The organism is Pseudoalteromonas sp. BZB3, assembly GCF_040104455.1.
Lineage (GTDB): Bacteria > Pseudomonadota > Gammaproteobacteria > Enterobacterales > Alteromonadaceae > Pseudoalteromonas.
Map to the genome: position 1 here is coordinate 99,081 of NZ_JBECOS010000013.1, position 23,673 is coordinate 122,753.

General features: G+C 38.7%; 16 protein-coding genes. 11 read left to right on the top strand and 5 right to left on the bottom strand.

Going from position 1 to position 23,673, the window contains the following annotated elements:
- Nucleotide 1: 1 nt before the first annotated feature.
- From glgX to rluF, 7 genes are all read left to right on the top strand, one after another.
- Nucleotides 2-2,044 carry a glycogen debranching protein GlgX gene (gene glgX / locus ABMY35_RS15175; RefSeq protein ID WP_349286989.1) on the top strand — a complete coding sequence of 681 codons (2,043 nt, stop codon included), beginning with the start codon at nucleotides 2-4 and terminating at the stop codon, nucleotides 2,042-2,044.
- Complete coding sequence (locus ABMY35_RS15180) at nucleotides 2,034-4,553, top strand: glycogen/starch/alpha-glucan phosphorylase (protein ID WP_349286990.1); 2,520 nt, start codon at nucleotides 2,034-2,036, stop codon at nucleotides 4,551-4,553. The genes glgX and ABMY35_RS15180 overlap by 11 nt, the downstream gene beginning before the upstream one ends.
- The gene (gene glgC, locus ABMY35_RS15185; protein ID WP_349286991.1) at nucleotides 4,546-5,850 is read left to right on the top strand and encodes a glucose-1-phosphate adenylyltransferase; all 1,305 of its coding nucleotides are present in this window, start codon (nucleotides 4,546-4,548) and stop codon (nucleotides 5,848-5,850) included. Before ABMY35_RS15180 ends, glgC begins: the two co-directional genes overlap by 8 nt.
- 9 nt (nucleotides 5,851-5,859) lie before the next feature.
- Nucleotides 5,860-7,392: a glycogen/starch synthase gene (locus ABMY35_RS15190; RefSeq protein ID WP_349286992.1), complete on the top strand. Its 1,533-nt coding sequence runs from the start codon at nucleotides 5,860-5,862 to the stop codon at nucleotides 7,390-7,392.
- A gap of 187 nt (nucleotides 7,393-7,579) precedes the next feature.
- Nucleotides 7,580-8,797 (top strand): HDOD domain-containing protein, encoded by a 1,218-nt coding sequence (locus tag ABMY35_RS15195; RefSeq protein ID WP_349286993.1) that lies wholly within the window; start codon nucleotides 7,580-7,582, stop codon nucleotides 8,795-8,797.
- A 100-nt stretch (nucleotides 8,798-8,897) separates the two neighbouring features.
- Entirely contained in the window at nucleotides 8,898-9,893 is a 996-nt protein-coding gene (locus ABMY35_RS15200) for an ABC transporter substrate-binding protein (RefSeq protein ID WP_349286994.1), read from the top strand.
- A 57-nt stretch (nucleotides 9,894-9,950) separates the two neighbouring features.
- Complete coding sequence (rluF, locus tag ABMY35_RS15205; RefSeq protein WP_349286995.1) at nucleotides 9,951-10,832, top strand: 23S rRNA pseudouridine(2604) synthase RluF; 882 nt, start codon at nucleotides 9,951-9,953, stop codon at nucleotides 10,830-10,832.
- A 107-nt stretch (nucleotides 10,833-10,939) separates the two neighbouring features.
- On the opposite strand, the gene ABMY35_RS15210 is transcribed toward rluF, so the two are convergent.
- On the bottom strand, nucleotides 10,940-13,990 hold the full coding sequence (locus ABMY35_RS15210) for an efflux RND transporter permease subunit (RefSeq protein WP_349286996.1): 3,051 nt from the start codon (nucleotides 13,988-13,990) through the stop codon (nucleotides 10,940-10,942).
- Nucleotides 13,990-15,069 carry an efflux RND transporter periplasmic adaptor subunit gene (locus ABMY35_RS15215; RefSeq protein ID WP_349286997.1) on the bottom strand — a complete coding sequence of 360 codons (1,080 nt, stop codon included), beginning with the start codon at nucleotides 15,067-15,069 and terminating at the stop codon, nucleotides 13,990-13,992. The genes ABMY35_RS15210 and ABMY35_RS15215 overlap by 1 nt, the downstream gene beginning before the upstream one ends.
- A gap of 102 nt (nucleotides 15,070-15,171) precedes the next feature.
- Between ABMY35_RS15215 and ABMY35_RS15220 the strand changes: the two genes are divergently transcribed.
- The 3 genes from ABMY35_RS15220 (at nucleotide 15,172) to ABMY35_RS15230 (ending at nucleotide 16,785) form a co-directional block, all read left to right on the top strand.
- Nucleotides 15,172-16,062: a LysR family transcriptional regulator gene (locus ABMY35_RS15220; RefSeq protein ID WP_349286998.1), complete on the top strand. Its 891-nt coding sequence runs from the start codon at nucleotides 15,172-15,174 to the stop codon at nucleotides 16,060-16,062.
- Entirely contained in the window at nucleotides 16,055-16,360 is a 306-nt protein-coding gene (locus ABMY35_RS15225) for an MGMT family protein (protein ID WP_349287106.1), read from the top strand. The genes ABMY35_RS15220 and ABMY35_RS15225 overlap by 8 nt, the downstream gene beginning before the upstream one ends.
- A 149-nt stretch (nucleotides 16,361-16,509) precedes the next feature.
- The gene (locus ABMY35_RS15230) at nucleotides 16,510-16,785 is read left to right on the top strand and encodes an HU family DNA-binding protein (protein ID WP_138479433.1); all 276 of its coding nucleotides are present in this window, start codon (nucleotides 16,510-16,512) and stop codon (nucleotides 16,783-16,785) included.
- A gap of 58 nt (nucleotides 16,786-16,843) precedes the next feature.
- Here ABMY35_RS15230 and ilvN read toward each other — a convergent pair whose 3' ends face one another.
- Together ilvN and ABMY35_RS15240 are read right to left on the bottom strand one after the other, a co-directional pair.
- Entirely contained in the window at nucleotides 16,844-17,341 is a 498-nt protein-coding gene (gene ilvN, locus ABMY35_RS15235) for an acetolactate synthase small subunit (protein WP_138479431.1), read from the bottom strand.
- Entirely contained in the window at nucleotides 17,341-19,065 is a 1,725-nt protein-coding gene (locus ABMY35_RS15240; RefSeq protein WP_349286999.1) for an acetolactate synthase 3 large subunit, read from the bottom strand. Before ABMY35_RS15240 ends, ilvN begins: the two co-directional genes overlap by 1 nt.
- 399 nt (nucleotides 19,066-19,464) lie before the next feature.
- Here ABMY35_RS15240 and ABMY35_RS15245 point away from each other — a divergent pair, with 399 nt between their 5' ends.
- Nucleotides 19,465-22,425, top strand: coding sequence for an immune inhibitor A domain-containing protein (locus ABMY35_RS15245; protein WP_349287000.1), 2,961 nt, complete (start codon nucleotides 19,465-19,467; stop codon nucleotides 22,423-22,425).
- A gap of 72 nt (nucleotides 22,426-22,497) precedes the next feature.
- Here the strand turns inward: ABMY35_RS15245 and ABMY35_RS15250 are convergent, their stop codons facing one another.
- Nucleotides 22,498-23,505, bottom strand: a complete 1,008-nt coding sequence (locus ABMY35_RS15250) for an isocitrate dehydrogenase (RefSeq protein ID WP_058032489.1) — start codon at nucleotides 23,503-23,505, stop codon at nucleotides 22,498-22,500.
- Nucleotides 23,506-23,673 lie beyond the last annotated feature (168 nt).

Consider the following 23,673-nt stretch of genomic DNA (forward strand, 5'->3'; position numbering starts at 1 on the left):
AATGCTGATTTCTGGTAAAGGTAATAGCTCACCCTTAGGCGCTTCACAGTCAAATAATTCAGTGAATTTTGCAGTGTATGCTCCACAAGCTACATATGTTTCACTCTGTTTATTCGATATCAGTGGCTATGCTGAAACAGAGCGTTTGGCTATGCATTTACACGAAGGGGGAGTCTGGTCAGTCAGTGTTGAAGGCTTACAAGAAGGCTGTATTTATGGCCTCAGGGTTTCTGGTGATTATGATTTGAGTTCAGGTCAGTTACATAATGAACATAAATTATTGCTAGACCCCTACGCAAAAGACCTTCACGGTCATTTTTATTGGAGCGAAAGGCACTTTTGTCATTTACCAGTTGGGCATTTCAATGATGCTGATAATGCCTTTGATATGACTAAGTCTAAATTAACTTTACTTGAAAAATATCAAGGTAAAAGGCCAAATGTTCCATGGAGTGAGACTGTTATTTATGAGTGTCATGTAAAAGGCGCGACAAAATTAAATAACAAAATACCGAAAGCGCTGCGAGGTAAATTTCTTGGCCTTGCACATGAGCATTTCATTCGTCATCTAAAGTCTATGGGTATCAATGCAGTCGAGTTATTGCCTGTCCATAGTTTTATCAGTGAACAGTTTTTAACAGCCAAAGGCTTACAGAATTATTGGGGCTACAATACGCTTAACTTTTTTACCCCACATAAAGAATACCTTGTTGATGAAAATATTAAAGAATTTCAGCAAATGGTTGGACTACTTCATAAAGCCGGTATAGAAGTTATCATTGATGTTGTCTTTAATCATACCGCTGAAGCTGGGCTTGAAGGCCCAACATTGTCTTTTAAAGGGCTCAATAATTCTGGTTATTATCGATTGCTAGATGATAGCTGTGATTATATTAACGATACAGGGTGTGGCAACACAGTCAATATAGATGACCCATATACGCTAAAGCTCATACTAGATAGTCTAAGATATTGGGTTGAATATTACGGGGTTGATGGTTTTAGGTTTGATCTCGCCAGTATTCTCGGTAGAGGCAGCAAAGGGTTTAATAATGGTCATGCCTTCTTTCAAGCAATCCATCAAGACCCAGTATTAAGTCAATGTAAACTCATCGCTGAGCCTTGGGATATCGGCCCCGGAGGCTATCAGCTCGGTGCATTTCCTGCTCCTTGGCGTGAGTGGAACGATAAATACAGAGATACTGTTCGTCAGTTCTGGCAAGCCAAGCAACATGTTCTTCCTGAATTGGCTAAACGGATCCATGGTTCAAATGACTTATTTGAACACAACTTGCGAGGTCCGTTAAATTCAATCAATTTCATCACCAGCCATGACGGTTTTACTCTCAATGACTGGGTGAGCTATGAACATAAAAACAATCTTGCAAATGGTGAAAATAACCAAGATGGTCACAATGACAACCACAGTTTTAATTGTGGTATCGAAGGTGAAATCCAAGATGTTGTCGTTAATTCACTTAGATTAAAACAGCAAAAGAATGCACTTATTACGCTGTTCATGTCTTGCGGTGTGCCTATGATTGCCGCAGGTACAGAGTTGGGTCACTCTCAAAAAGGTAATAACAACGCATATTGCCAAGATAACGACATTAGCTGGTTAAATTGGGAAGAGCCAAACAGTCAAGATTTGAGAAACTTTATTGCTAGGCTTGTCGAGATAAGGCGTTGTTTTGCTATTTTCAAGCATCCTTTTTTTGTACATCAAGAAGATAGTGACTTTTCGGTCTACTGGTTTGATGAACAATCTCAGCCTATGGATACCGTTAAATGGCATGACCCTACTTCGCAATTTTTAATGTGTCGCTTGGATGATAACAACAATAAAACGTCTCTTTTATTACTTTTAAATGCAAGCGAGGCAGCAATTAATGTAAGCCTCCCTAATACTATTCAAAAGTGGCAACTACAAATCACTTCTGAGCCCTCTGATAAATTCAACCAAATAGAACAAGTTTTAGATATTTCAGCGCAATCAAGCTGGGTTTTTTCTACTAATTTTGAAGGAAATGATAATGAGTCATAAAAATTCAAATGGACAAGTGCCTGATACAGCCAAGGTCGATACCTTGTTAGCTGATGTCAGTGAAGATCTAAATCGACATTTTTACTATACCTTAGGCCGAGATAAAAACGTCGAGACAAGGCTCTATTTATATCATGCACTCGCATTAACAATTCGAGATAGGCTGGTAGCTAAATGTAGAAAAACTAATGAGCTAAGAAATCAGCAGCCTACCAGAAAAGCGGCATATATTTCCCTTGAGTTTTTAATGGGGCGAGCGCTCGGTAACGCTATTTTGAATCTCGATTTAGAGCAAGATGTAAAAACAGCGCTTGAACAATATAGTGCAGAGTTGGAGTGTGTAAGTAGTGCTGAGCATGATGCAGGTCTTGGTAATGGTGGCTTAGGACGACTTGCAGCATGTTTTTTAGATAGTTGTGCCAGTTTAGCACTTCCGGTTGTTGGGTATGGTATTCGCTATGAATATGGCATGTTTAACCAAACTATCGAAAACGGTTATCAAGTCGAGCATCCAGACAACTGGTTACGTGAAGGGCACCCTTGGGAGTTGAGTGCGCCTGAACAGTCAAAGCGAGTTAAGTTCTTTGGTCATGTTGAGTCATATGTCGATAAGCATGGTAGAACACATAGAACGTGGGTGAATACCCAGGATGTTCTTGCTGTGCCTTATGATGTACCAATACCTGGTTATAAAAATGACATTGTTAATACATTGAGACTTTGGAAAGCAGAAGCAACAGATGAGTTCAATTTAAGAGAATTCAATGAAGGTAGTTATTCTGATGCTGTTGCGCAAAAAAACTTAGCAGAGCAAATTTCGATGGTGCTCTATCCCAATGACACTAGCGAAAACGGTAAAGAGTTAAGGCTTCGACAGCAGTACTTTTTAACCAGTTCGAGTTTACAAGACATTCTAGATGATTGGGTGGTTGAGCATGGTGAAAATTTTGATGATTTTGCAAAGTTTCACGTATTTCAGTTAAACGATACACATCCAAGTATTGCGGTCGCAGAGCTTATGCGTTTACTGATTGATGATTATGAAATCGAGTGGGATAAAGCGTGGAAAATCACCACAAGTACCATGGCTTACACGAATCATACCTTGTTACCTGAAGCATTAGAACGTTGGTCAGTGCCTTTATTTGAAAGACTTTTACCTCGCTTACTAGAAATTATTTATGAAATTAATGCCCGTTTCTTAGCGCATGTTGCTATTCATTGGCCGGGCGATGTTGCAAAACAAAGGGAGCTTTCTTTAATTGAAGAAGGGGATGTACCACAAATTCGTATGGCATATTTGGCAATCGTCGGAAGTTTTTCTGTTAATGGTGTTGCTGCACTTCATACTGAGTTGTTGAAAAGTGGTTTATTCAATACCTTCTATCAGCTTTGGCCTGAGAAGTTTAACAACAAAACTAATGGTGTAACTCCTCGTAGATGGCTTGCACATTGCAACCCTGAGCTCAAATCATTAATCAGTGACTACATAGGCAATGAGTGGATTGCTGATTTCAGTAACATTAAAGACTTGCGTCGCTACTACGATGATAAGCAGTTTCAAGCCAAATGGTTTGAAGTTAAGAAAACCAACAAAGACAAGCTTGTTGCTCTAGTTAAATCACAATGTGGTGTTGAGTTTGATTCAAATATGATGTTTGACGTTCAAGTAAAACGTATTCACGAATATAAACGTCAATTATTGAACATCCTTCATGTCATTCATTTATACATTCAGATTTGTAAGGGCAAAACAGAAAACCTGACACCACGATGTGTTTTGATTGGTGGTAAAGCTGCACCAGGGTACTACATGGCGAAGCAAATCATTAAATTGATCAATAATGTTGCTGAAGTCGTTAATAAAGATGAAAGGGCTAAACCTTACTTAAGAGTCGCATTTATTCCTAACTACAATGTTACTGCAATGGAAACGATTTGTCCGGCGACCGATCTATCAGAACAGATCTCAACCGCAGGAAAAGAGGCATCAGGCACAGGCAACATGAAGTTTATGATGAATGGTGCCATTACAATCGGGACCCTCGATGGTGCCAACATAGAAATCTTAGAAAATGTTGGTGCAGATAATTTCTTTTTATTTGGTGCAAAAGCAGAAGAAACCAACACTATTAGGTCACACTATGACCCTCAGAAAGTCATCCACAACAGCGAAAACTTGAGCGCCGTATTTAAATTGCTTGAGAGCGGTCATTTCAATTTATTCGAACCCAACATCTTTGATGACATTATTAATGCTGTTAAATGCCCAAGCGATCCATGGTTAACCGCTTATGACTTTGACAGTTATTGTCAGGCTCAAAGTAATGCGGCCAAAGCGTATCAAGATAAACTGCATTGGACTCAAATGAGTATTCTAAATACTGCGGCCAGTGGCAAATTTTCAAGTGACAGAACTATTTCACAATATAGTGAAGAGATCTGGCAAATATCGCCGGATACAACACAGATTACAGACAAGGAACAAATGGAGAAGCAACATGCCTAGTTATGAAAATCGTTATATTAGTAATTTAACCAGAGAGACCTATGCTCTGATTTTGGCTGGTGGCCGAGGCTCTCGTTTACATGAGTTAACTAACTGGCGTGCAAAGCCTGCAGTCTACTTTGGCGGTAAACATAGGATTATCGATTTTCCGCTTTCAAATTGTATAAATTCAGGTATTAGACGTGTCGGCATAGCTACACAGTACAAGTCTCACTCACTAATTCGCCATGTTAATCGAGCATGGGGACACTTTAAAAAAGAACTGGGTGAATCTGTCGAGATCTTACCCGCATCTCAGCGTTATGGTGATGAATGGTATTGTGGAACAGCGGATGCGGTATTTCAAAATATGGACATTATTCGTCATGAATTACCAAAATATGTCATGATTTTATCAGGCGATCATGTTTATCGTATGGACTACGGCGCATTGCTCGCAAAGCACGTTGAAACTGGTGCAGATATGACAGTATGTTGTATTGAAGTCCCTTGTGAAGAAGCCGCGAATACGTTTGGTGTGATGACAGTTGATGACAGTAACCGTGTCAGACGGTTTGACGAAAAGCCTGCTGAACCTTCTTCTATTCCAGGAAAAGAAGGGACTTGTCTAGCATCAATGGGTAACTATGTATTCAATACTGAATTCCTATTTGAGCAGTTAAAAAATGACGCAGAACGAGAGGGGTCAGGTCGCGATTTTGGTCACGATATTATTCCTGCCATCATCGAAGAGCATAATGTGTTTGCATTCCCTTTCAGAGAGCCAACACAAAAAGGTCAAGCTTACTGGCGTGATGTGGGCACAATTGACTCATTTTGGGAAGCAAATATGGAACTCGTTTCTCCTGAACCTCAATTAGATTTATATGACCCGAGCTGGCCAATCTGGACTTACCAAGAACAGCTACCTCCAGCCAAGTTCATTTTTGATGATGAGGAAAGACGCGGTATGGCCGTAGATTCAACGGTCTCTGGTGGTTGTATTATATCTGGCTCTGTTGTTCGTAAATCATTACTGTTTTCAAATGTTCATGTTCATTCTTATTGTACTATCGAAGGCTCAGTGATCCTGCCTGGCGTTAAAATTGGCAGAAATTGTAAAGTAAGAAATGCCATCATTGACCGTAGCTGTGAACTTCCTGAAGGCATAGTGATTGGTTACGACTCAAAAATTGACGAAGAGAATGGTTTCAGGGTGTCAAAAAAAGGCATTGTATTGGTGACGAGAGATATGCTTGCTGCTTATAATCAACGTCAACTAGTTAATGAAGAAAAACAAGAGCTTTCAGTAGTTTAAAGGCAGAGTATGCATATTTTAATGGTCGGTGCTGAGAATGACCGATTGCCAAATTGTAAAGTTGGGGGAGTTGCGGATGTTATCCGTGACATCCCTTACGCATTAAGTGAACATGGCTTAACGGTATCTGTTGTAGTACCAGATTATGGTCAAGAGCAATTAAATCGACATTTTATCGCAGACATAGCAGTGCCTTTTAGGCAACATTTAGAAACAGCGAGTTTGTGGCTAGTTGAATCAAGTGAAGGTGTAAATCAATATGTAATTTCACATTCTTTGTTTTCAGACAATGGTGGGAAGATATATTGTGATGATGGTGCAAACAGGCCGTTTGCCTCTGATGCAACGAAATTTGCTTTTTTTAGTGCTGCAGTTTGTGAAATTATAGAGCACAGAATAATTGATAATTTAGATGTTATTCACTTACATGATTGGCATGCTGCGGGCGTGTCTGTGCTTGCCAAGTTTAGCCCGCGCTTTGTGTATTTAAAAACGTTGAAACTTGTATATACAGTGCACAATTTAGCCCTTCAAGGTATAAGACCTTTTAATCATGATGAATCAAGCTTAGAAGCCTGGTTTCCAACCTTAAATTATGATGGTCATCAAATTTGCGACCATCAGTATCCTCACTGTTATAACCCGATGCGTAGTGGTCTCAACTTATGTGATGTGATCCATGTCGTTTCACCAACTTACAGTTTTGAGGTACAAGAGACAAGCCGACCTGACGAAGGTTTTTTTGGTGGTGAAGGTCTGGAACATGACATGCGTTTGGCAGCGAGTCAAGGTAGGCTGTTTGGTATTCTAAATGGATGTAATTACAGCGCAGCAGAAAAGGATAAGCTCTCTTATAGCGAGTATCTAACTGAAGCGGAAAAATGCATATTTAAATGGATGTCAAAGTCTCACCTTATTGAAACTAAACATTATATTGCTCACCAAAGAGTGTCTAACTGGAAAGCTTTGAAAGAGAAAGCAATCGTCTCTAGTGTTGGCCGTATCACGGATCAAAAAGTGCTATTGCTGATGCAAAAATCTGCAAATGGCATTGTACTAGATGACTTAGCTTTAGTTGCGGATAAGTTTAATAGCAACATAGTTATACTAGGAAGTGGCGATCCATATATCGAATCGCAATTTATGCAAGTGATGGCAAGAAGAGACAATGTTTTATTTTTAAATGGCTATGATCAAAAGCTTGGAGATACACTATATCCATTGGGCAAGTTATTCTTAATGCCGAGCTCATTTGAGCCTTGTGGCATAAGCCAAATGCTTGCTATGCGTGATGGACAGCCATGTTTAGTGCATGGTGTCGGTGGGTTAAAAGATACAGTTTCGCAAAACGAAACAGGCTTTGTCTTTAATGGTGAGTCATTAGTTCAACAAGTAGAGAATTTAATCGAATCATTTGAACAAGCTTTGTCATTACTCAGCACCAATGAATCACAATACCATGTTATTTCGAGGAACGCTGAGTCTGCCCGTTTCGAGTGGCATGGATTAGCGCAAGAATACATCTCAAAACTCTACAATTAATCTTCACTTATTTGGCTGAAATGAGTAACTATGCTTATTTCAGCCGTATTCCTATTTATCTTTTGCTATAATTTTAAATTAATGACTTTGTTTTTAGTTATTTAGTTGGGTTTTTTTGTCTTACTATAATGCTATTATATTAAACGTTTCATATTGAAAAGATGTAATTGGGAAAAGGAGCTTATGCTTGAAAGTTTTTGTAGCAAGACAAGCTATTTTTAATAGAAAAAAGCAAGTGGTTGCCTATGAGCTACTTTTTAGAGATGGCTCGAGCAATAGTTTTCCCAACATTGCTGAAGATAAAGCAACTGCAAAACTTATTCTTGATAATCAGTTAAATCTTGGGACGCGTTATCTTACATCCGGTAAGAAAGCTCTTATTAACATTGGCCCTGAATCTTTAAAGCAAGAGCTTGCAACATTTCTTCCTGCTAATGATGTTATCCTAGAACTGTTAGAAACGATCCAACCTACGAAAGAAAACTATGAACGTGTTAGGAGTTTGTTTAATCAGAATTATAAACTCGCCTTAGACGACTTTGTATACGAAGAAGGCTGGCAGCCATTTTTGAAATTAGTTCGTCTAATAAAATTCGATGTGATGCAAAGTCCGCTTGATACACTTGGTCCTATTATTGATGAATTAAAACAGCAAAAGAATATTAAACTCTTAGCTGAAAAGATAGAAACTGAAGAAGAGTATGAAATAGCAAAAAAAATGGGTTTTCATTTTTTTCAGGGTTATTTTTTTGCAAAACCCCGTGTTATTGAAGAGAATGATATTGAATTCAACTACACCATCGTCATGCTCATTTATACTGAAGTTTTAAAACCCAATCTCAATGTGACTAAAATTGCGCAATTATTTTCCCAAGATACGGCGTTAGCATATAAATTGTTGCGATTAATTAATTCAGGTGTATTTCCTATAAAAAGTAAAATTGAGTCTATTAAGCAAGCTTTGGTTTATTTAGGGTACGAACGTACTAAAAAGTTTGTGGGCTTGATCATGACGGCGCATGTTGCCAAAGGCAAACCAACAGAACTAACTAGAATGAGTATTGTTCGCGCTCGATTTTGTGAACTAATAGGCAGTAAGGTTCAGCCAAATTCAGGATCAGCATGTTTCTTAGTTGGTCTATTTTCATTACTTGATGCAATTTTAGATAGGCCAATGGAAAAAGTTGTCGATAAATTGCCTTTTCCTGAAGAGCTTCAAAAAGCCTTGTTAGGTGAAGCAAACTTTCATTACTATGTCTTAAATATCGTGAAAGCCTATGAATCAGGAAGCTGGTGGAAATTACAAAAAGCATGTCAATATTTAAACATCAGCGATGAATGCCTACCTGAATTTCACGCATCAGCCATCTTGTGGGCAGATATGTACAAAGACAAAGCATTCTAGGTTAGGTATGGGAAGAAAAATTTAAATGCGGTTTCAATTAAGGTTGCTCTTCTTATTTCTGTTTATACTAGCTTTTAATTCTGCGGCAAAGCAAACCGTTTTGTTTGTAAATCCCTCAGTGGTTGATGACCCTTTTTGGCGCAAGGTACAGACCATTAGTCAACATGCTGCTTTTCAGTTGGGCTTTGAACTCGATGTGATTTATGGTGAAGGCAATCGTCATATTCAATATCAAGAGTTAAAGAAATATCTTGAGTATCAAAAAAAGCCTGATTACACCATTTTGATACTTTATCCAGGTGCAGCGTTAGAAACACTAAAGTTACTTGAAAAATATAAAGTGCCTTCAATTACTTTAGAAGAGACAATTTCTGGAGAAGAAAAGCAACAAATAGCAAGCCCTGGTGAAAATTTTAAATCTTGGCTAGGTGAAGTCTACCACGATAATTATCAAGCCGGTTATGACCTAGCGGAAGCTTTGTATAATTCAAGCAATAACAATAAAAGCCTTAAAGCTGTACTTGTTAATGGTCATTATGGCTCTGAGTCAGATATGCGTGCAAAAGGTGCTGTTGACTTCTTTTCTTCTAAAGGTGTGACAGTTGCACAAGAAGTCCATGCGTCTTGGTCTGAATCTGTTTCAACTGCACAAGCTCTCAAACTCCTTAAAAGACATACAGATATTAATATTGTTTGGGCTGCATCAGATCTTATGGCAATAGGCGCAATGAAAGCATGCAGACAAGCTTGCTCTGAAAGTCAAAATATCGCATTTGGAGGGTTTGACTGGTTATCGGTTGGCCTAGAAAAAATAGCCTCAGGTGAAGTACAAGCAAGCGTCGGAGGGCATTTTATGATGGGAGCATGGGCGCTTGTTAGTTTGTTCGATCATCATAACAAACATCCTTATTGGACTGAACACAAAAAATTAGTAATACCCATGGGTATTATTACAAAAGACAATGTGCACAATTATCAATGGATGAAAAGTAATCCTAATTGGGGGCAAATTGACTATAAATCTAAAAGTCTGCACCTAAATAAACAAACAGAATATCAACTCCACTTAATTCCTAAGGTTTGGCAGAAAAATTAGAGAAAATTAAATACTAATCCTTTAAAATACTGCCAATTGAATTTTAGGGATTGTCTTTTGACTGCTACAACGCGTTTAAATAAATATATTAGTGAAACAGGTTTTTGCTCAAGAAGAGAAGCTGACAAGCTTATTGATGCTGGACGTATTAAGTTAAATGGTAATCTACCAGAAATGGGTGTGAAAGTATCTGACGAAGATACAATCCTGATTGATGGTAAGCCACTTAAAGCAAAGCCTAAACGTGTTTACATTGCTTACAATAAACCAGTTGGCGTGACCTGTACGACTGAGAAAAAAATAAAAAGTAATATTGTCAGTGCAATAGATTACCCAGAGCGTATATTTCCAATTGGTCGACTCGACAGGCCTTCTGAGGGATTAATTTTTCTCACAAATGAAGGTGACATCGTTAACAAAATTCTACGTGCCGGCAATAACCACGAAAAAGAATATGTGGTTACAGTTGATAGAAGCATCAATAAACGTTTTGTCGAAAGAATGGCTGGTGGTCTGCCAATATTAGATACGGTAACCAAAAAGTGCTTCGTGAAGCAGACCGGTGATAAGACTTTTACCATTATCCTCACTCAGGGTCTAAACAGACAGATCCGTCGAATGTGCGAATACCTTGGTTATGAGGTAACAGCGCTGAAACGCGTACGTATTATGAATGTTAACTTGAATGGATTAAGACCTGGTCAATGGCGACATTTAACTGAGCAAGAAATGGCAGAAATAAACAAAGCCATTGAAGGATCTGCTAAAACAGAAGAAGGTTCAATAGATAGCAATAAAAAAATCAAAAAGCCATCAGATAAAAAAGCTGTGACGCGTTATACCGATGCAAGGTCTAAAAGAGATGGGCTACAGCCTAAGAAGAATTCAAGAAAGCCTGCAGAACGAAAAAAAGGCACCTTGTCTTTGAGTCGTAAATAAAAATAGTTTTAAGCTAGCTAGATTTAAATTAACTAGCTCTGAATTATTAAAGCATGCAAATACATAAGTAATTATATGCAAAAAAAATGGCCAATTAAGGCCATTTTTTATTTTTGTTTAATCGAAAAAAGCAGGCAATAAATAACTGGCAACACAATCAAAGTGAGAATTGTGGCGAACCCTAATCCAAACATAATAGTCACAGCCATTGATTTGAAAAACACATCAAATAGCAATGGGATCATGCCTAAGATTGTCGTGGTAGCAGCCATAGAAACAGGTCTAACACGGCTCACACCTGAATCAAATACTGCTTGATATGGTGATTTACCTTCACTTAACTCTAGATTTATTTGGTCGACTAACACGATCCCATTTTTAATAAGCATACCTGATAGACTTAATAAGCCTAAAAGTGCCATAAAGCTAAATGGTGCTTGAAACACCACTAACCCAGCAGTAACACCTATAATGGCTAACGGCACAGTTGTCCAAATCACAAGCGGTTGTCTTACAGAGTTAAACAAGCAAACAGTAATGATAAACATGACCAAGTAACCCAAGGGTAATGAACCAAAAATTGCTTTTTGTGCTTTACTTGATGCCTCAAATTCTCCCCCCCAATCCAAGTGATAGCCTTTAGGGAGTGGTATCGCTTCAATATCACTTCTCACGCGTGCAAATAGTTTAGCTGGCGTTTCTTCGCCTATCACATCATGATCAGCCATGACTGTGATAGTACGCTTTCTATCTTTACGCATGATCAGTGGATCTTCCCAAGTTACTTCAAAATCATCAACAACCGTTGTTATTGGTACAAAGACATTGAGGATAGGGCTATATATTTGTAAATCTGATAAGTTATTTACCTGATTACGTTCATCAACTGGAGATCGCGCAATAATTGGTAGCAGCTCTGTACCTTCTCGGTATAAACCGACTGTTTTACCTGTTACAGAGGTAAGCAGTAAGTCATCTATGTCAGTCTTACTAATACCCAATCTTCTGGCTTTTTGTTCATTAAATTGAGGACGGATCACTTTAGTTCGATGACGCCAATTATCACGAATGTTAAAAGCTCCTTTATCTTTCTGCAGAATTTGTTTAGCTTGCTCAGCAAGCTGTCTAAGTACAACTGGATCTCCACCTGAAAAACGAGCCTCAATTTTTGCACTCGTAGATGGACCAATTTCCATTCGTTTAACTTTGATTTTGCCATCAATTGGCATATTCATTTCAAACGTTCTTAACTTTTCAATCATAACCGCAACGGAGTCACGGTCCTTCACTCTGACGATAAGTTGTCCATAGGCGTTGTATTGTTTTTCTGGCTCATAGGTAAGCATAAACCTTGGAGCCCCTTGACCAACAGTTGTTGTAACATCCTCAACGAGTTCGTCATTTAACAAGAAAGCTTCTATCTTAGCTATGTTTTCTGCGGTACTGCGAATATCTGCACCTTGATAATGCCAATAGTCGACATAAAACATGGGTGTATTTGAAGCTGGGAAGAACGACTGTTTTACTTGGCCAAAGCCGATAACAGAAGAAACGAGTAGTGCAACCATGAGTAAAATGGTTGAAACTTGGTATTTAAGCGCGGTACTTAACAGGGCTTTATAGACAGTAAAGATAACACCTTGATATGGGTCTGATGTTTTTTCATCGCTATTTTTCGTTTCTTTGAACATAAGGTCCGCAAAAAATGGCGTTAATGTAATAGCAGTAACCCAACTCAACATCAATGAAATGAGTAATACCCAGAATAAAGAGCCTGCAAACTCACCACTGGCATCGCTACTTAAACCAATAGGCGCAAATGCTGTGATCCCAATTATAGTAGCACCAAGTAGCGGCCATTTAGTTTGAGCGACAATATTTACAGCGGCTTGAACTTTAGTTTGTCCGCGCTTTAGATTGATTAAGATACCTTCAGTGACGACTATGGCGTTATCAACCAGCATCCCTAGAGCAATGATCAGTGCACCTAAAGAAATTCTTTGTAAATCGATGGCGTACAATTTCATGAATATAAACGTACCAAGTACTGTAAGGAGCAGCACGCCGCCGATCAGAATGCCGCTTTTTACGCCCATAAATACCAGTAATACCACAATCACAATCGCGACGGCTTCAACTAAACTAACAATAAAACCGTTAACTGACTTTTCGACTTCGCTTGGTTGATTATAAATAGACGAAATTTCCATACCATGTGGACGCTGATACTCTAAATCAGCAAGATGTTTATCGATTGCTTTACCAACATCAACAACATTCACACCGGAATTAAATGAAATCCCTAATAACAGTGCCTGCTGCTCATTGTATTTAGTTAAATGAGTAGGGATTTCAGCAAACTCTCTTTTGACTGTCGCGACGTCTCTTAAATAGATAAGTTCATTGGCGCCAGGGCTTGAAATTAATAAGCTTTCTAATTCAGACACATCATGGAATTCACCAGTTGGGTGAAAACGGATTGACTCATCGCCAACACGAATTTTGCCCGCATTTGAAACATGGTTTTGAGATTGTAATAGTGAAAAAATTTGTGCTGGTGGAATACCCAATTGCGATAATTTTTGCGTTGATATTTCAACTATAACCTGAGATTGCTGAGTACCAGAGACAGTGACTTTACTCACCCCGTCAACAAGTACGAGTTCACGCTTTAAGTAATCAACATAATCTTTTAATTCACTGTAAGAGTAGCCGTCACCAGTTATCGCATATAACACACCATACACGTCGGCAAAGTCATCAATTATATTTGGTGTAGAAACGCCTTTAGGAAAACGTCCTGATAGGTCGTTTACTTTTCTTCTTAGCTCATCCCAGATCTGTTGTAAATGCTGCTTTCTATAAGTGCTTTTCATTTCAACAGTTATCTGTGACTTTCCAGCAGAAGAAATTGAAGAAATAGTATCGACATAAGGCAATTGCTGAATGGCATTTTCTATGACAAAAGTGACTTCTTCTTCTACTTGTTCTGGAGACGCACCTGGGTAATAGGTGATGACCATGGCTTTTTTGATTGTAAACTCTGGGTCCTCGAGCTGCCCTAAGTCTAAGTAAGAGGCTGCACCTGCTATTAAAAGCAATAGCGCAAACATCCAACTGATGACTTTGTTATCAATTGACCATTTAGCTAGGCTCATTATAAACCTCGCTCTTTAATCCAAGGTTTTACCTTTAGGCCTTCAGACAGGTGATATACGCCGGCCGACACAACTTTTTCGCCAACGTTAAGGCCTTCAAGGACATCAATTTGATCTTGATAGATATTGCCAACCGAAACTTTACGCTTAGACAAACTCTGTGTATCTGGATTAAAAACCCATACATAGGCGTTATTGTCTAATTGCTCTGTATTAGAAGAGAAAACCGCAGAGGCAGGGACGGTGATTGCATTGCTGTGATGCTCGGTGATTTTTGAAAGGTCTATCGAAACCTGGCCCGTCATCCCTTCAAATAAATTAAAGTCTTTTGGAATGGGTAATGAGAAAACCACCTTATAGCTTAGCGTGGTAGGATCAGCCTGTGTGTCCCATTCTTTGATTGATAGGTCATACGCTTTGTCTGGATAACCATCAAAGGTAACAGAAGGGTGATAATCTAAATCTTTTTTAACTCTGGCAACTAAACGTTCAGGAACGTAAATCACCACATCCATAATATCTCTGCTTTCTAGACGCAGAATATTTTGCTTGGCGACGATATTTTCGAAGTTCTTAACAAAGACTTTGGCAACCGTTCCTGAGAAAGGCGCACGAAGCTCACTATTTTCTAAATTTGTTTTAGCGATTTTAAATGCCGACTCAGAGACTTGTTTGTTAGCAAGGGCTTGGTCAAACTCAGCTTTGGTTGCAATAGAACGTTTAAATAATGAATCCACACGCTTGAGTTGAGCACTAGCAAGTTCGAATTGTGCTTTACGTTGTTCATGCTGTAATTGAAAATCTTCTGGATCTAATTTAGCGAGTAGGTCGTTTTTATTAATAGTTTGCCCAGCGCGAACAGGGAACTCTATAAGTTCACCACTGACACGAAAAGCAAGATATGAGCCTTGGTTGGCGACGACTTCTGCAGGAAAGCTGCGAATATTGTGCGCTGTAGGATCTTTCACTTCGAATAGTTTTACAGGTCGTATGACCTCTATCTTTTCCGACTTTTCATTTTCTTGACTGCAGCCTAGTGTCAAAACTGTAAGCAGTGCGATAACACTTAACCTCAACATGGTTAACTCCATTAAGTTAGATCTGAAAATTTTCGGTAAGGATAAGAAAAAAGCTGATAAAATTAAAATTATTAAAAGTTGTAAAGTTGATAATTTTAATTTATGAAGTTGGCAGATCTCGAAATACTCGATGCAGTTGCAAATTCTAAAAGCTTACAAGAAGTTGCATTAAGGATGCACAAGACCCAGCCGGCCATTTCTCAGTCAATTAAAAGGCTAGAACAAAACCTTGGGTTTAGCATTGTAGATAGGGAAACATATCGATTAAAACTCACAGAGCAAGGTAGGCATTTTTATCTGGAGGCAACCAAGTTGTTGGCTATTCGTGATGATTTAAAGATTCTGGCCAATGAATTTGCTGAGGGTAATGAAGCTAAGTTTAGCATTTGTTATGAACCCATTTCTTATCAGAATATATACAATGAAGCCATTGGAGATATTTTTAAAACGTATAAGTCTACTGAATTTTCAATTACCAGTGGCCCGCGTTTTGAAGCGCTGCAGCAAGTGAACAGTGGTAGAGCCGAGTTAGGCATAGGCCCTTGGTTTGATTTGTTTCACGCAACGGGTGAGCTTGAAACGATGAAAGTAGGGGAGATAGAGCTCGGAATAGTTGCAAAAAAAGGTTTGTTACCTTCATCTTTGCAATACGAAGCCTTAGAGTCTTATCCATGTATTGCTATGTTTGAAAGTGCGTTTGCTTTTGACAGTGAGCGTTTGGCTTACACGCTAAATACGAACCGTATGAAAGTCGATGACCTGACCTCCATGAAGTCTTTTTTGTTGTCAGGCTTAGGGTTTGCGCTAACCAGTCTCGCGCATTGTAAAAATGAAATTGATAACGGTGAATTAGAGCGAATAAGGATTGTAGATAGACAAGACAGTTTCACGGCTAACATCCATGTATTCAGAAAGCATACGAGACACCATGGACCTGTAGCTAGAGCGATTTGGTCTAGATTTAAGCAATTAGGTGAAATATATGATGGATGATTTTGAATCACGAGTCCATACCATTATAGGTGCAATTCCTTATGGTCATGTCGCAACCTACGGACAAATCGCCAAACTGGCGGGACAAGCCAATTACTCTAGAAAAGTCGGCCGGATTTTAAAAACGTTGCCAAAAGATTCTAATTTACCTTGGTACCGAGTTATAAACGCTCAAGGAAAAATTTCATTTCCGGTGGATAGCAGCAAGTTTTTTGAACAGAAAGGAAGGCTTGAAAATGAAGGCGTGATTTTTCTAAATAATAAAGTGAGCTTAAAAAGATTTAAGTGGCTTGATTAAAATAAACTCTAAAACAACTCGAAAGCCCTTTATTTACGGTATTTAATGCGATTTTTCATAAAAATCTGTAGTAAATAGTTGCACTAAGCCGAAAAATACATAAACATAGGTTTTGCTTAGGCAAAATTACAATAAATAGGAATTAAATAATGAATAAAGCTCAACTAGTTGAAAAGATGGCAGCTGATGCTGAAATTTCTAAAGCCGCTGCAGCAAGAGCGCTTGAATCATTCACTGGTGCTGTTACAACTTCTCTTAAAGAAGGTAATTCAGTAGCACTGGTTGGTTTTGGTACTTTCTCAGTAAAAGAGCGTGCAGCTCGTACTGGCCGTAACCCACAGACTGGTGCTGAGATCCAAATCGCAGCAGCAAATATTCCTAGCTTCAAAGCAGGTAAAGGTCTTAAAGATCAAGTAAATCAGTAATACTTACTTATATTGAATTGACTAAAAAGGGGCCTCAGCCCCTTTTCTTATTGTTAATTTAGGCTCTTAAAGCCTTATCACCGCGACCTATCCCGACCGCACCTGAGCGTACTAATTCTATAATATCGCTCTCATGTCTTAGCATATCTAAAAACGATTCAATTTTCTCAGAGCTACTAAGCAGTTGCAGCGTATAGCTTTGTTTACCCATGTCGATAATGGCGCCTTGATACACATCGGCAATACGCGTTACGGCGGCACGCATGGTTTCATCTCTGGCATATACTTTTACAAGTAACAGCTCTCTTTCAATATGCTGAACTTCTGTTAAGTCCTGAACTTTCAGCACATCTACCAGTTTATTTACTTGTTTGGTTATTTGCTCGACGACTCTATCGTCACCATGGGTGGTGATTGTAATACGCGACAAGGTTTGGTCGTCAGTCGTTCCAACCGTTAAGCTGTCAATGTTATAGGCGCGCTGTGAGAATAATCCAACAATTCTTGATAATGCGCCAGGTTCATTTTCTAAAAGGATACTTAAGATTCTACGCATTATGCTTTCACTCCTTTTTTCAACCACATATCGTCAACTGCACCCAGCTTTATTTGCATAGGATAAACATGCTCTTTTTCGTCTACACGAATATCTAAAAATACCAATCTATCATTGATAGAGAATGCCTTTTCAAGTGCTTCGTCAAGTTGATTAGGGCTATCGACTTTAATGCCGATATGGCCATAACTTTCTGCCAGCGCAACAAAATCAGGTAAAGATTCCATGTAAGAGCTTGAATGGCGACCACCATATTGCATGTCCTGCCATTGTCTCACCATGCCTAATGAGCGGTTGTTCAACGAAATAATTTTCACTGCTAAACCATATTGCAAACATGTTGATAGCTCTTGAATATTCATTTGAATAGAACCATCACCGGTTATACACAGTACTTCATTTTCAGGAAAAGCCATTTTGACCCCCATTGCAGCGGGCAAGCCAAAGCCCATAGTGCCAAGGCCTCCTGAGTTAATCCATTGGCGCGGGTTTTTAAATGGGTAGTACTGGGCGGCAAACATCTGATGCTGGCCAACATCAGAGCATACGTAGGCATCGCCATTAGTAACCTCGTATACTTTCTCGATGACAGTTTGCGGTTTTAAAACTTCAGGGTTGGTTTCATAAGCAAGACACTTTTGTGCTCTCCACTTTGTAATTTCTTCCCACCAAACCTCTTGTGCAGCTCGGTCAATGCGTTCTGAGCTGGCGTTAATTGCACTTAACAATTGCTCAAATACAGTCGCAAGGCATCCAACTACTGGAATATGTGCTTTGATGGTTTTGGAAATAGAAGTTGGGTCAACATCTACATGCACAATGGTCGCATTTGGACAGAATTTTTTAACATTATTGGTAACACGATCATCAAATCTTGCACCTAGTGCTAAAATTACATCTGCATTGGCCATCGCTTTGTTCGCCTCAACATTGCCATGCATACCAAGCATGCCAATAAAGTTAGGGTGAGTGCCACTAATGCCACCTAACCCCATGAGGGTATTTGTGATGGGGGCGTTCAGAGTCTCTACCAGCTCTTTCAATTTATTTGCTGTATCAGATAAAACAACGCCACCGCCAGAATAGATAACTAAACGCTTTGCATTTAAGATGGCTTCAACGGCTTTCTTTATCTGTTTTCCGTGACCTTTAACACTAGGGTTGTAAGTGCGCATTTCTATTTGATTAGGCATCTTAAACTCGAACTTTAATTGCGGATTTAAAATGTCTTTGGGTAATTCAACGACCACCGGACCTGGGCGACCAGAATTAGCGAGGTAAAAAGCTTTGGCCAGAACCGTAGGGATCTCTTCTGCACTTCTGCAGTTGAAGCTATGCTTAACAATTGGTCTTGAACAACCAACGATATCGGTTTCTTGGAATGCATCATCACCGATCAGATTTGAAGGTACTTGCCCTGATAGTACGACCATTGGAATAGAGTCCATGTATGCAGTGGCAATACCAGTAATACAGTTTGTTGCACCAGGTCCTGATGTTGCAAGCACGACGCCGACTTCACCAGTTGCCCTGGCATAGCCATCAGCCATATGTGTTGCAGCTTGTTCGTGCCTAACTAAAACATGCTCAATGTCGCTTTGTTGAAATAATGCATCATATAGATCCAGTACTGACCCACCAGGGTAGCCAAATATATATTCTACTTCTAAAGCTTTTAAAGCTTTCACGACTAACTCTGAGCCGTTAAATTGCGTTTGTACCATCCTCATTCCTCGGTGCAATCGTAAAATTAAACAAAAAAAAACCCCGCAAGTGCGGGGTTTCATCGTAAATCAAGTTAATACGTCCCCGCTGAGCTTATTAAAAAGACCAGTACGAGCACGACATTTACAATTAAATTAGAAATCATAACTTGAAATAAAAATACTATTAAAATTTAAACAGAAACATTAAAGGTTTTTTATATGCATAAGTCAAGACGATTCAAACTAAAGTTGCATAAAATTTCTATATATTTATTTTTGGTGATGATTTGCTTGTTCTTGTGGTCTATTTTTAATAATTGAATGAATAAAGTATTTTTACTGCGATTTTATCTTGGTACAGACGTGTACCCATTGTAGTGATAGTATCGAACTAATAAACGGATATCGGTGAAATATATGAATTTAAAGTATTTTGTTCTAATTAACCTTGGCATTTTATTTAGTATACATGCCGATGCTATGCCTGATTTATTACGATTGGATGAAGAAAGAGTTGTTTATTGGCAAGAAAAGAAACTTGGACGTGCTTTAAGCGAATATGAGAAAAAACAGTTATTAAATAATTATATTTCACAAAGCGGAAAGCCAAAATTATCATCGTTAACTATACCTTTTAAAGGAGTCAAACAAACCCGTAAACGCCTTAAACAATATGTACAAAGTGACAACACCGATACGCTGCATAAAGTAAAGATTTTAGGCATTCTTGTAGATTTCCCAGACTTGAGGTCAAGTGATCCTAGACTTGAATCTGGCGATACCGATATGTTCTATAACAGTTATCCACTCGAACATTATCGTGATTTACTTTTCTCTGTCGATGGTTTTAATGGACCTAACGAAGAAAACTTTTCTAGTGCCAGACAATATTATCAAAATGTCACAGGAAACAATTTTGACTTAACTGGCAACGTCTATGGTTGGGTTACTGTAAAGGAAGAGGCTGCTTATTATGGTCGACAGAGTGGAGACATTCGAGATGAGAATGTAGCTGAATTGGTCTTAGAAGCTGTTGAAGCGTTAGTTGCTCAAGGTGTAGATCTTACTGAGTACGATCAAACTGATCTGAATGATTTTGATGGCGATGGGGTTATCAATGAGCCTGATGGCATCATTGACCATATTCTATTGTTTCACTCAAGCATTGGCCAAGAAGCAGGTGGCGGTGTTCTCGGTGATGATGCGATTTGGTCACACCGATTCTTTGTGACAAATAGCTCAAATCAGCCCGCGAATGTAACTGGTTCATCTATAAAAGCCTATAATTATACAATTAATCCAATTGATGCTGGGATAGGTGTGGTTGTACATGAATTTGGCCATGATTTAGGTCTGCCTGATGAATACGACTTAAAAGATATAAAAATAGGTGAACCTGTCGCTAATTGGTCTGTCATGTCAAGTGGTAGTTGGATGGGCGAAGTCAGAGGTTCAGCCCCAGTCATGTTCAGCCCTAAAAATTTAGAATATCTTCAAAATCGTTTTGGAGGAAATTGGGTTAATCAAAAGTCGCTTGAGTTGACCTCAATAGATGGCAGTGAAAGTTATAATGTAACGCATGCAAGTGTTTTTAACGAATTTACTAATCAAATTAGAATTACCTTACCTCCTTTACTAGAAGACTTTATCGTACCAAGCTCTGGCTCATTTCAATACTATTCGGGCGATGGTAATAATCTCAATAACCAAATGTCATTTCAGGTGTCATTACCAGACTCGGATCTTTTAACACTAAAAATGAAGAGTAAATTTAGTATTGAATCTGACTACGATATTTTTCAGGTTTATGTGAACTCAGAACCTTTAGCTGGTAATGTAACAAAAACAACTCACCCTAATTACCCAAGCGTTAGGCATTACCTTGATGGTAGCTCGGCTGCAAGCAATGTACAAAATGCTGAATTTGTTGATTTAACTTATGATCTCTCTTCATATGCTAATCAACAAGTGACCATTACATTTGTTTATCAAACTGATGCAGCAGTTTCTTTCTTTGGCATAGTGCTTGACGACATATCAATTTCCTCATCACAAGAAATAATACTAACTGACAACGCTGAAAGTAATAACAGTAACCAATTCAACGGTTTTAGAAAAATAGGCCGATATAAGTCAGGCAATGAACACGCTTACTACCTACAACTAAGAAGCCATCAAGGATTAGATAAAGGTTTACAGCAAGCCCAATACCCTGCTGGCTTAACGCTTTGGTATTCTAATGAAAATTATGAAAATAATAACACTTCTGAACATCAAGGTTTTGGTGATTTACTTATTATCGATACAGATCAGAGACCTATATTTAAGTCTAATGGTACTGATGCTGCTAGTTCAATGATACAAGTCCGCGACGCAGCTATGCGACTAACGCCACAATCAGCAGGACTAGGAGACAATGACCTTTCGTCAGTAAGCTTTTTTGATGATAGTTTAGATTATACATTCAAGTTACAGCCAGAGTCTGGTGTTCAAGTTCCTAAATATGGCTTAAAGATAGAGCTTTTAGATATCTCTGAATCTTTCGATAATGCTGAAGTTCAAATTTCTTATATAAAAGGACAAACAGACATCAGTTATATCATCAACGATAACCAAGTGCGCTTTTTTGCAAATGGCTTTTTGTTATCTGAGACCGATAGCTTCACTTGGGCGTTTTCGGACGGTCAATCAAGTGAAGTTCTTAACCCAACTATTCAATTTGAACAATATCAAAAATACACGGTTAAATTCACACAGCGTAAAGAAAATGGCCAAGTTAATCGTGCCGAAACTGAAGTTAACTTAAGCAAACCTTTAGAGGTTTCAGAGGTTGATTTAGCGCATGCAAATGGTGTTCTGACAGGTAAGGTTTCGTTTAATGGGGGAATTGAACCCTATAAAGTTGACTGGGATATGGGGGATGGAAATAGTTTAAATGGTGATGAAATATCCCATAGTTATTCACTAAGCGGTTCGTACACGGTTAAAGTGACAGTGACAGATGGTAATGATAATTCTGTTTCTGAATCGAAGCAGATTACTTTGGCTGTTCCACTTGAAATAACTACATCTGTGACGACGAACGGATTTCAGTTATCTGCCTCAGCAGCTTTGTCTGGCGGGACAGGAAATTACAGTGTTAGCTGGGATTTTGGTGATGGTAATCAGAGAAATGGTGAGAGCGTGTCGCATACTTATTCTGCGAGTGGGCAGTTTAATGTAACAGCAACATTAACAGATACAGAGAGTAATAAAACGAAGACAGAAACAAAAACAGTGACCGTTACTGAAAATCAAAGTGAAGAGTCGAGTTCTAGCGGTAGTATGTTTGTGCTATTGTTGTCTGGCTTGTTATTGTTACGAAGGTTTAAGCTTTAATCATAAACAAAGAGCTGCCTTATGCAGCTCTTTTATATAATAAACAAAAATAAATCGTAGTTTTATTATTTATTAAAGGCGATCGATCACAGCTTGTGTGAAATCTGTCGTACCATGGCTTCCACCTAAATCACGTGTAGTTCTGTCACCTGTTTTGATCACATCAGCTACTGCATTACGGATACGATCAGCTGTTTCACCCATTTCTAAGTATTCAAGCATTTGGATTGACGCTAAGATTACTGAAGTTGGGTTTGCAAGGTTTTTACCTGCAATGTCAGGTGCACTTCCGTGAACTGCTTCAAAAATAGCAGCATTTTCACCAATGTTTGCACCAGGTGCCATACCAAGGCCACCAACTAAACCAGCACATAGGTCTGATAAGATGTCGCCAAATAAGTTAGTTGTTACGATTACATCGAATTCTTCCGGTGTCATAACAAGTTTCATACACGTAGCATCAACAATCATTTCTGCTGATTCGATATCTGGATAACGCTCACCGACTTCACGTGCAACTTTAAGGAATAAACCTGAAGTTGATTTCAAGATATTCGCTTTGTGAACAGCGGTCACTTTTTTACGACCTTCGCGACGTGCTAACTCATACGCAAATGTAACAATTTTCTCTGCACCATCACGTGTGATTTTTGACATTGCTTCTGCTTCATTACCATCTTCAGAAACAACCTGACCAAGACCAGAGTACATGCCCTGTGTGTTTTCACGAATAGTAATAATATCAATGTCGTCGTAACGCGCTTTTGTGCCTGCAAAAGATTTTACCGGGCGAACGTTAGCGTATAAGCCAAATTGCTTACGTAGTGTTACATTGATTGAAGTGAAACCTTCACCAACAGGTGTAGTTAATGGGCCTTTTAAAGTGATCTTATTTTTTTCGATTACTTCTAGTGTTTCTTTAGGTAGAAGCTCACCTGTTTTTTCGAGTGCAGTTAAACCTGCATCAACAAATTCATAATCAAAATCACAGCCTGCAGCGTTTAAGATCTCAATAGCTGAATCAATAATGCTTGGACCAATACCATCGCCCTTGATCACAGTAATAGTTTGCTTTGCCATTATGGTTTCCTTTATCAATATATTTTTCACACCTAGCCACTTGGGCACTAAATACAGAGTGTAGTAAACAAAGAAGGAAGGTGTGTGTTCGCTTGAAAAATTAAGCGCGTTTTATAACAATTTATGCAGTCTTATGCCAGCAAGTAATGAGAAATAGGCATAACCAGT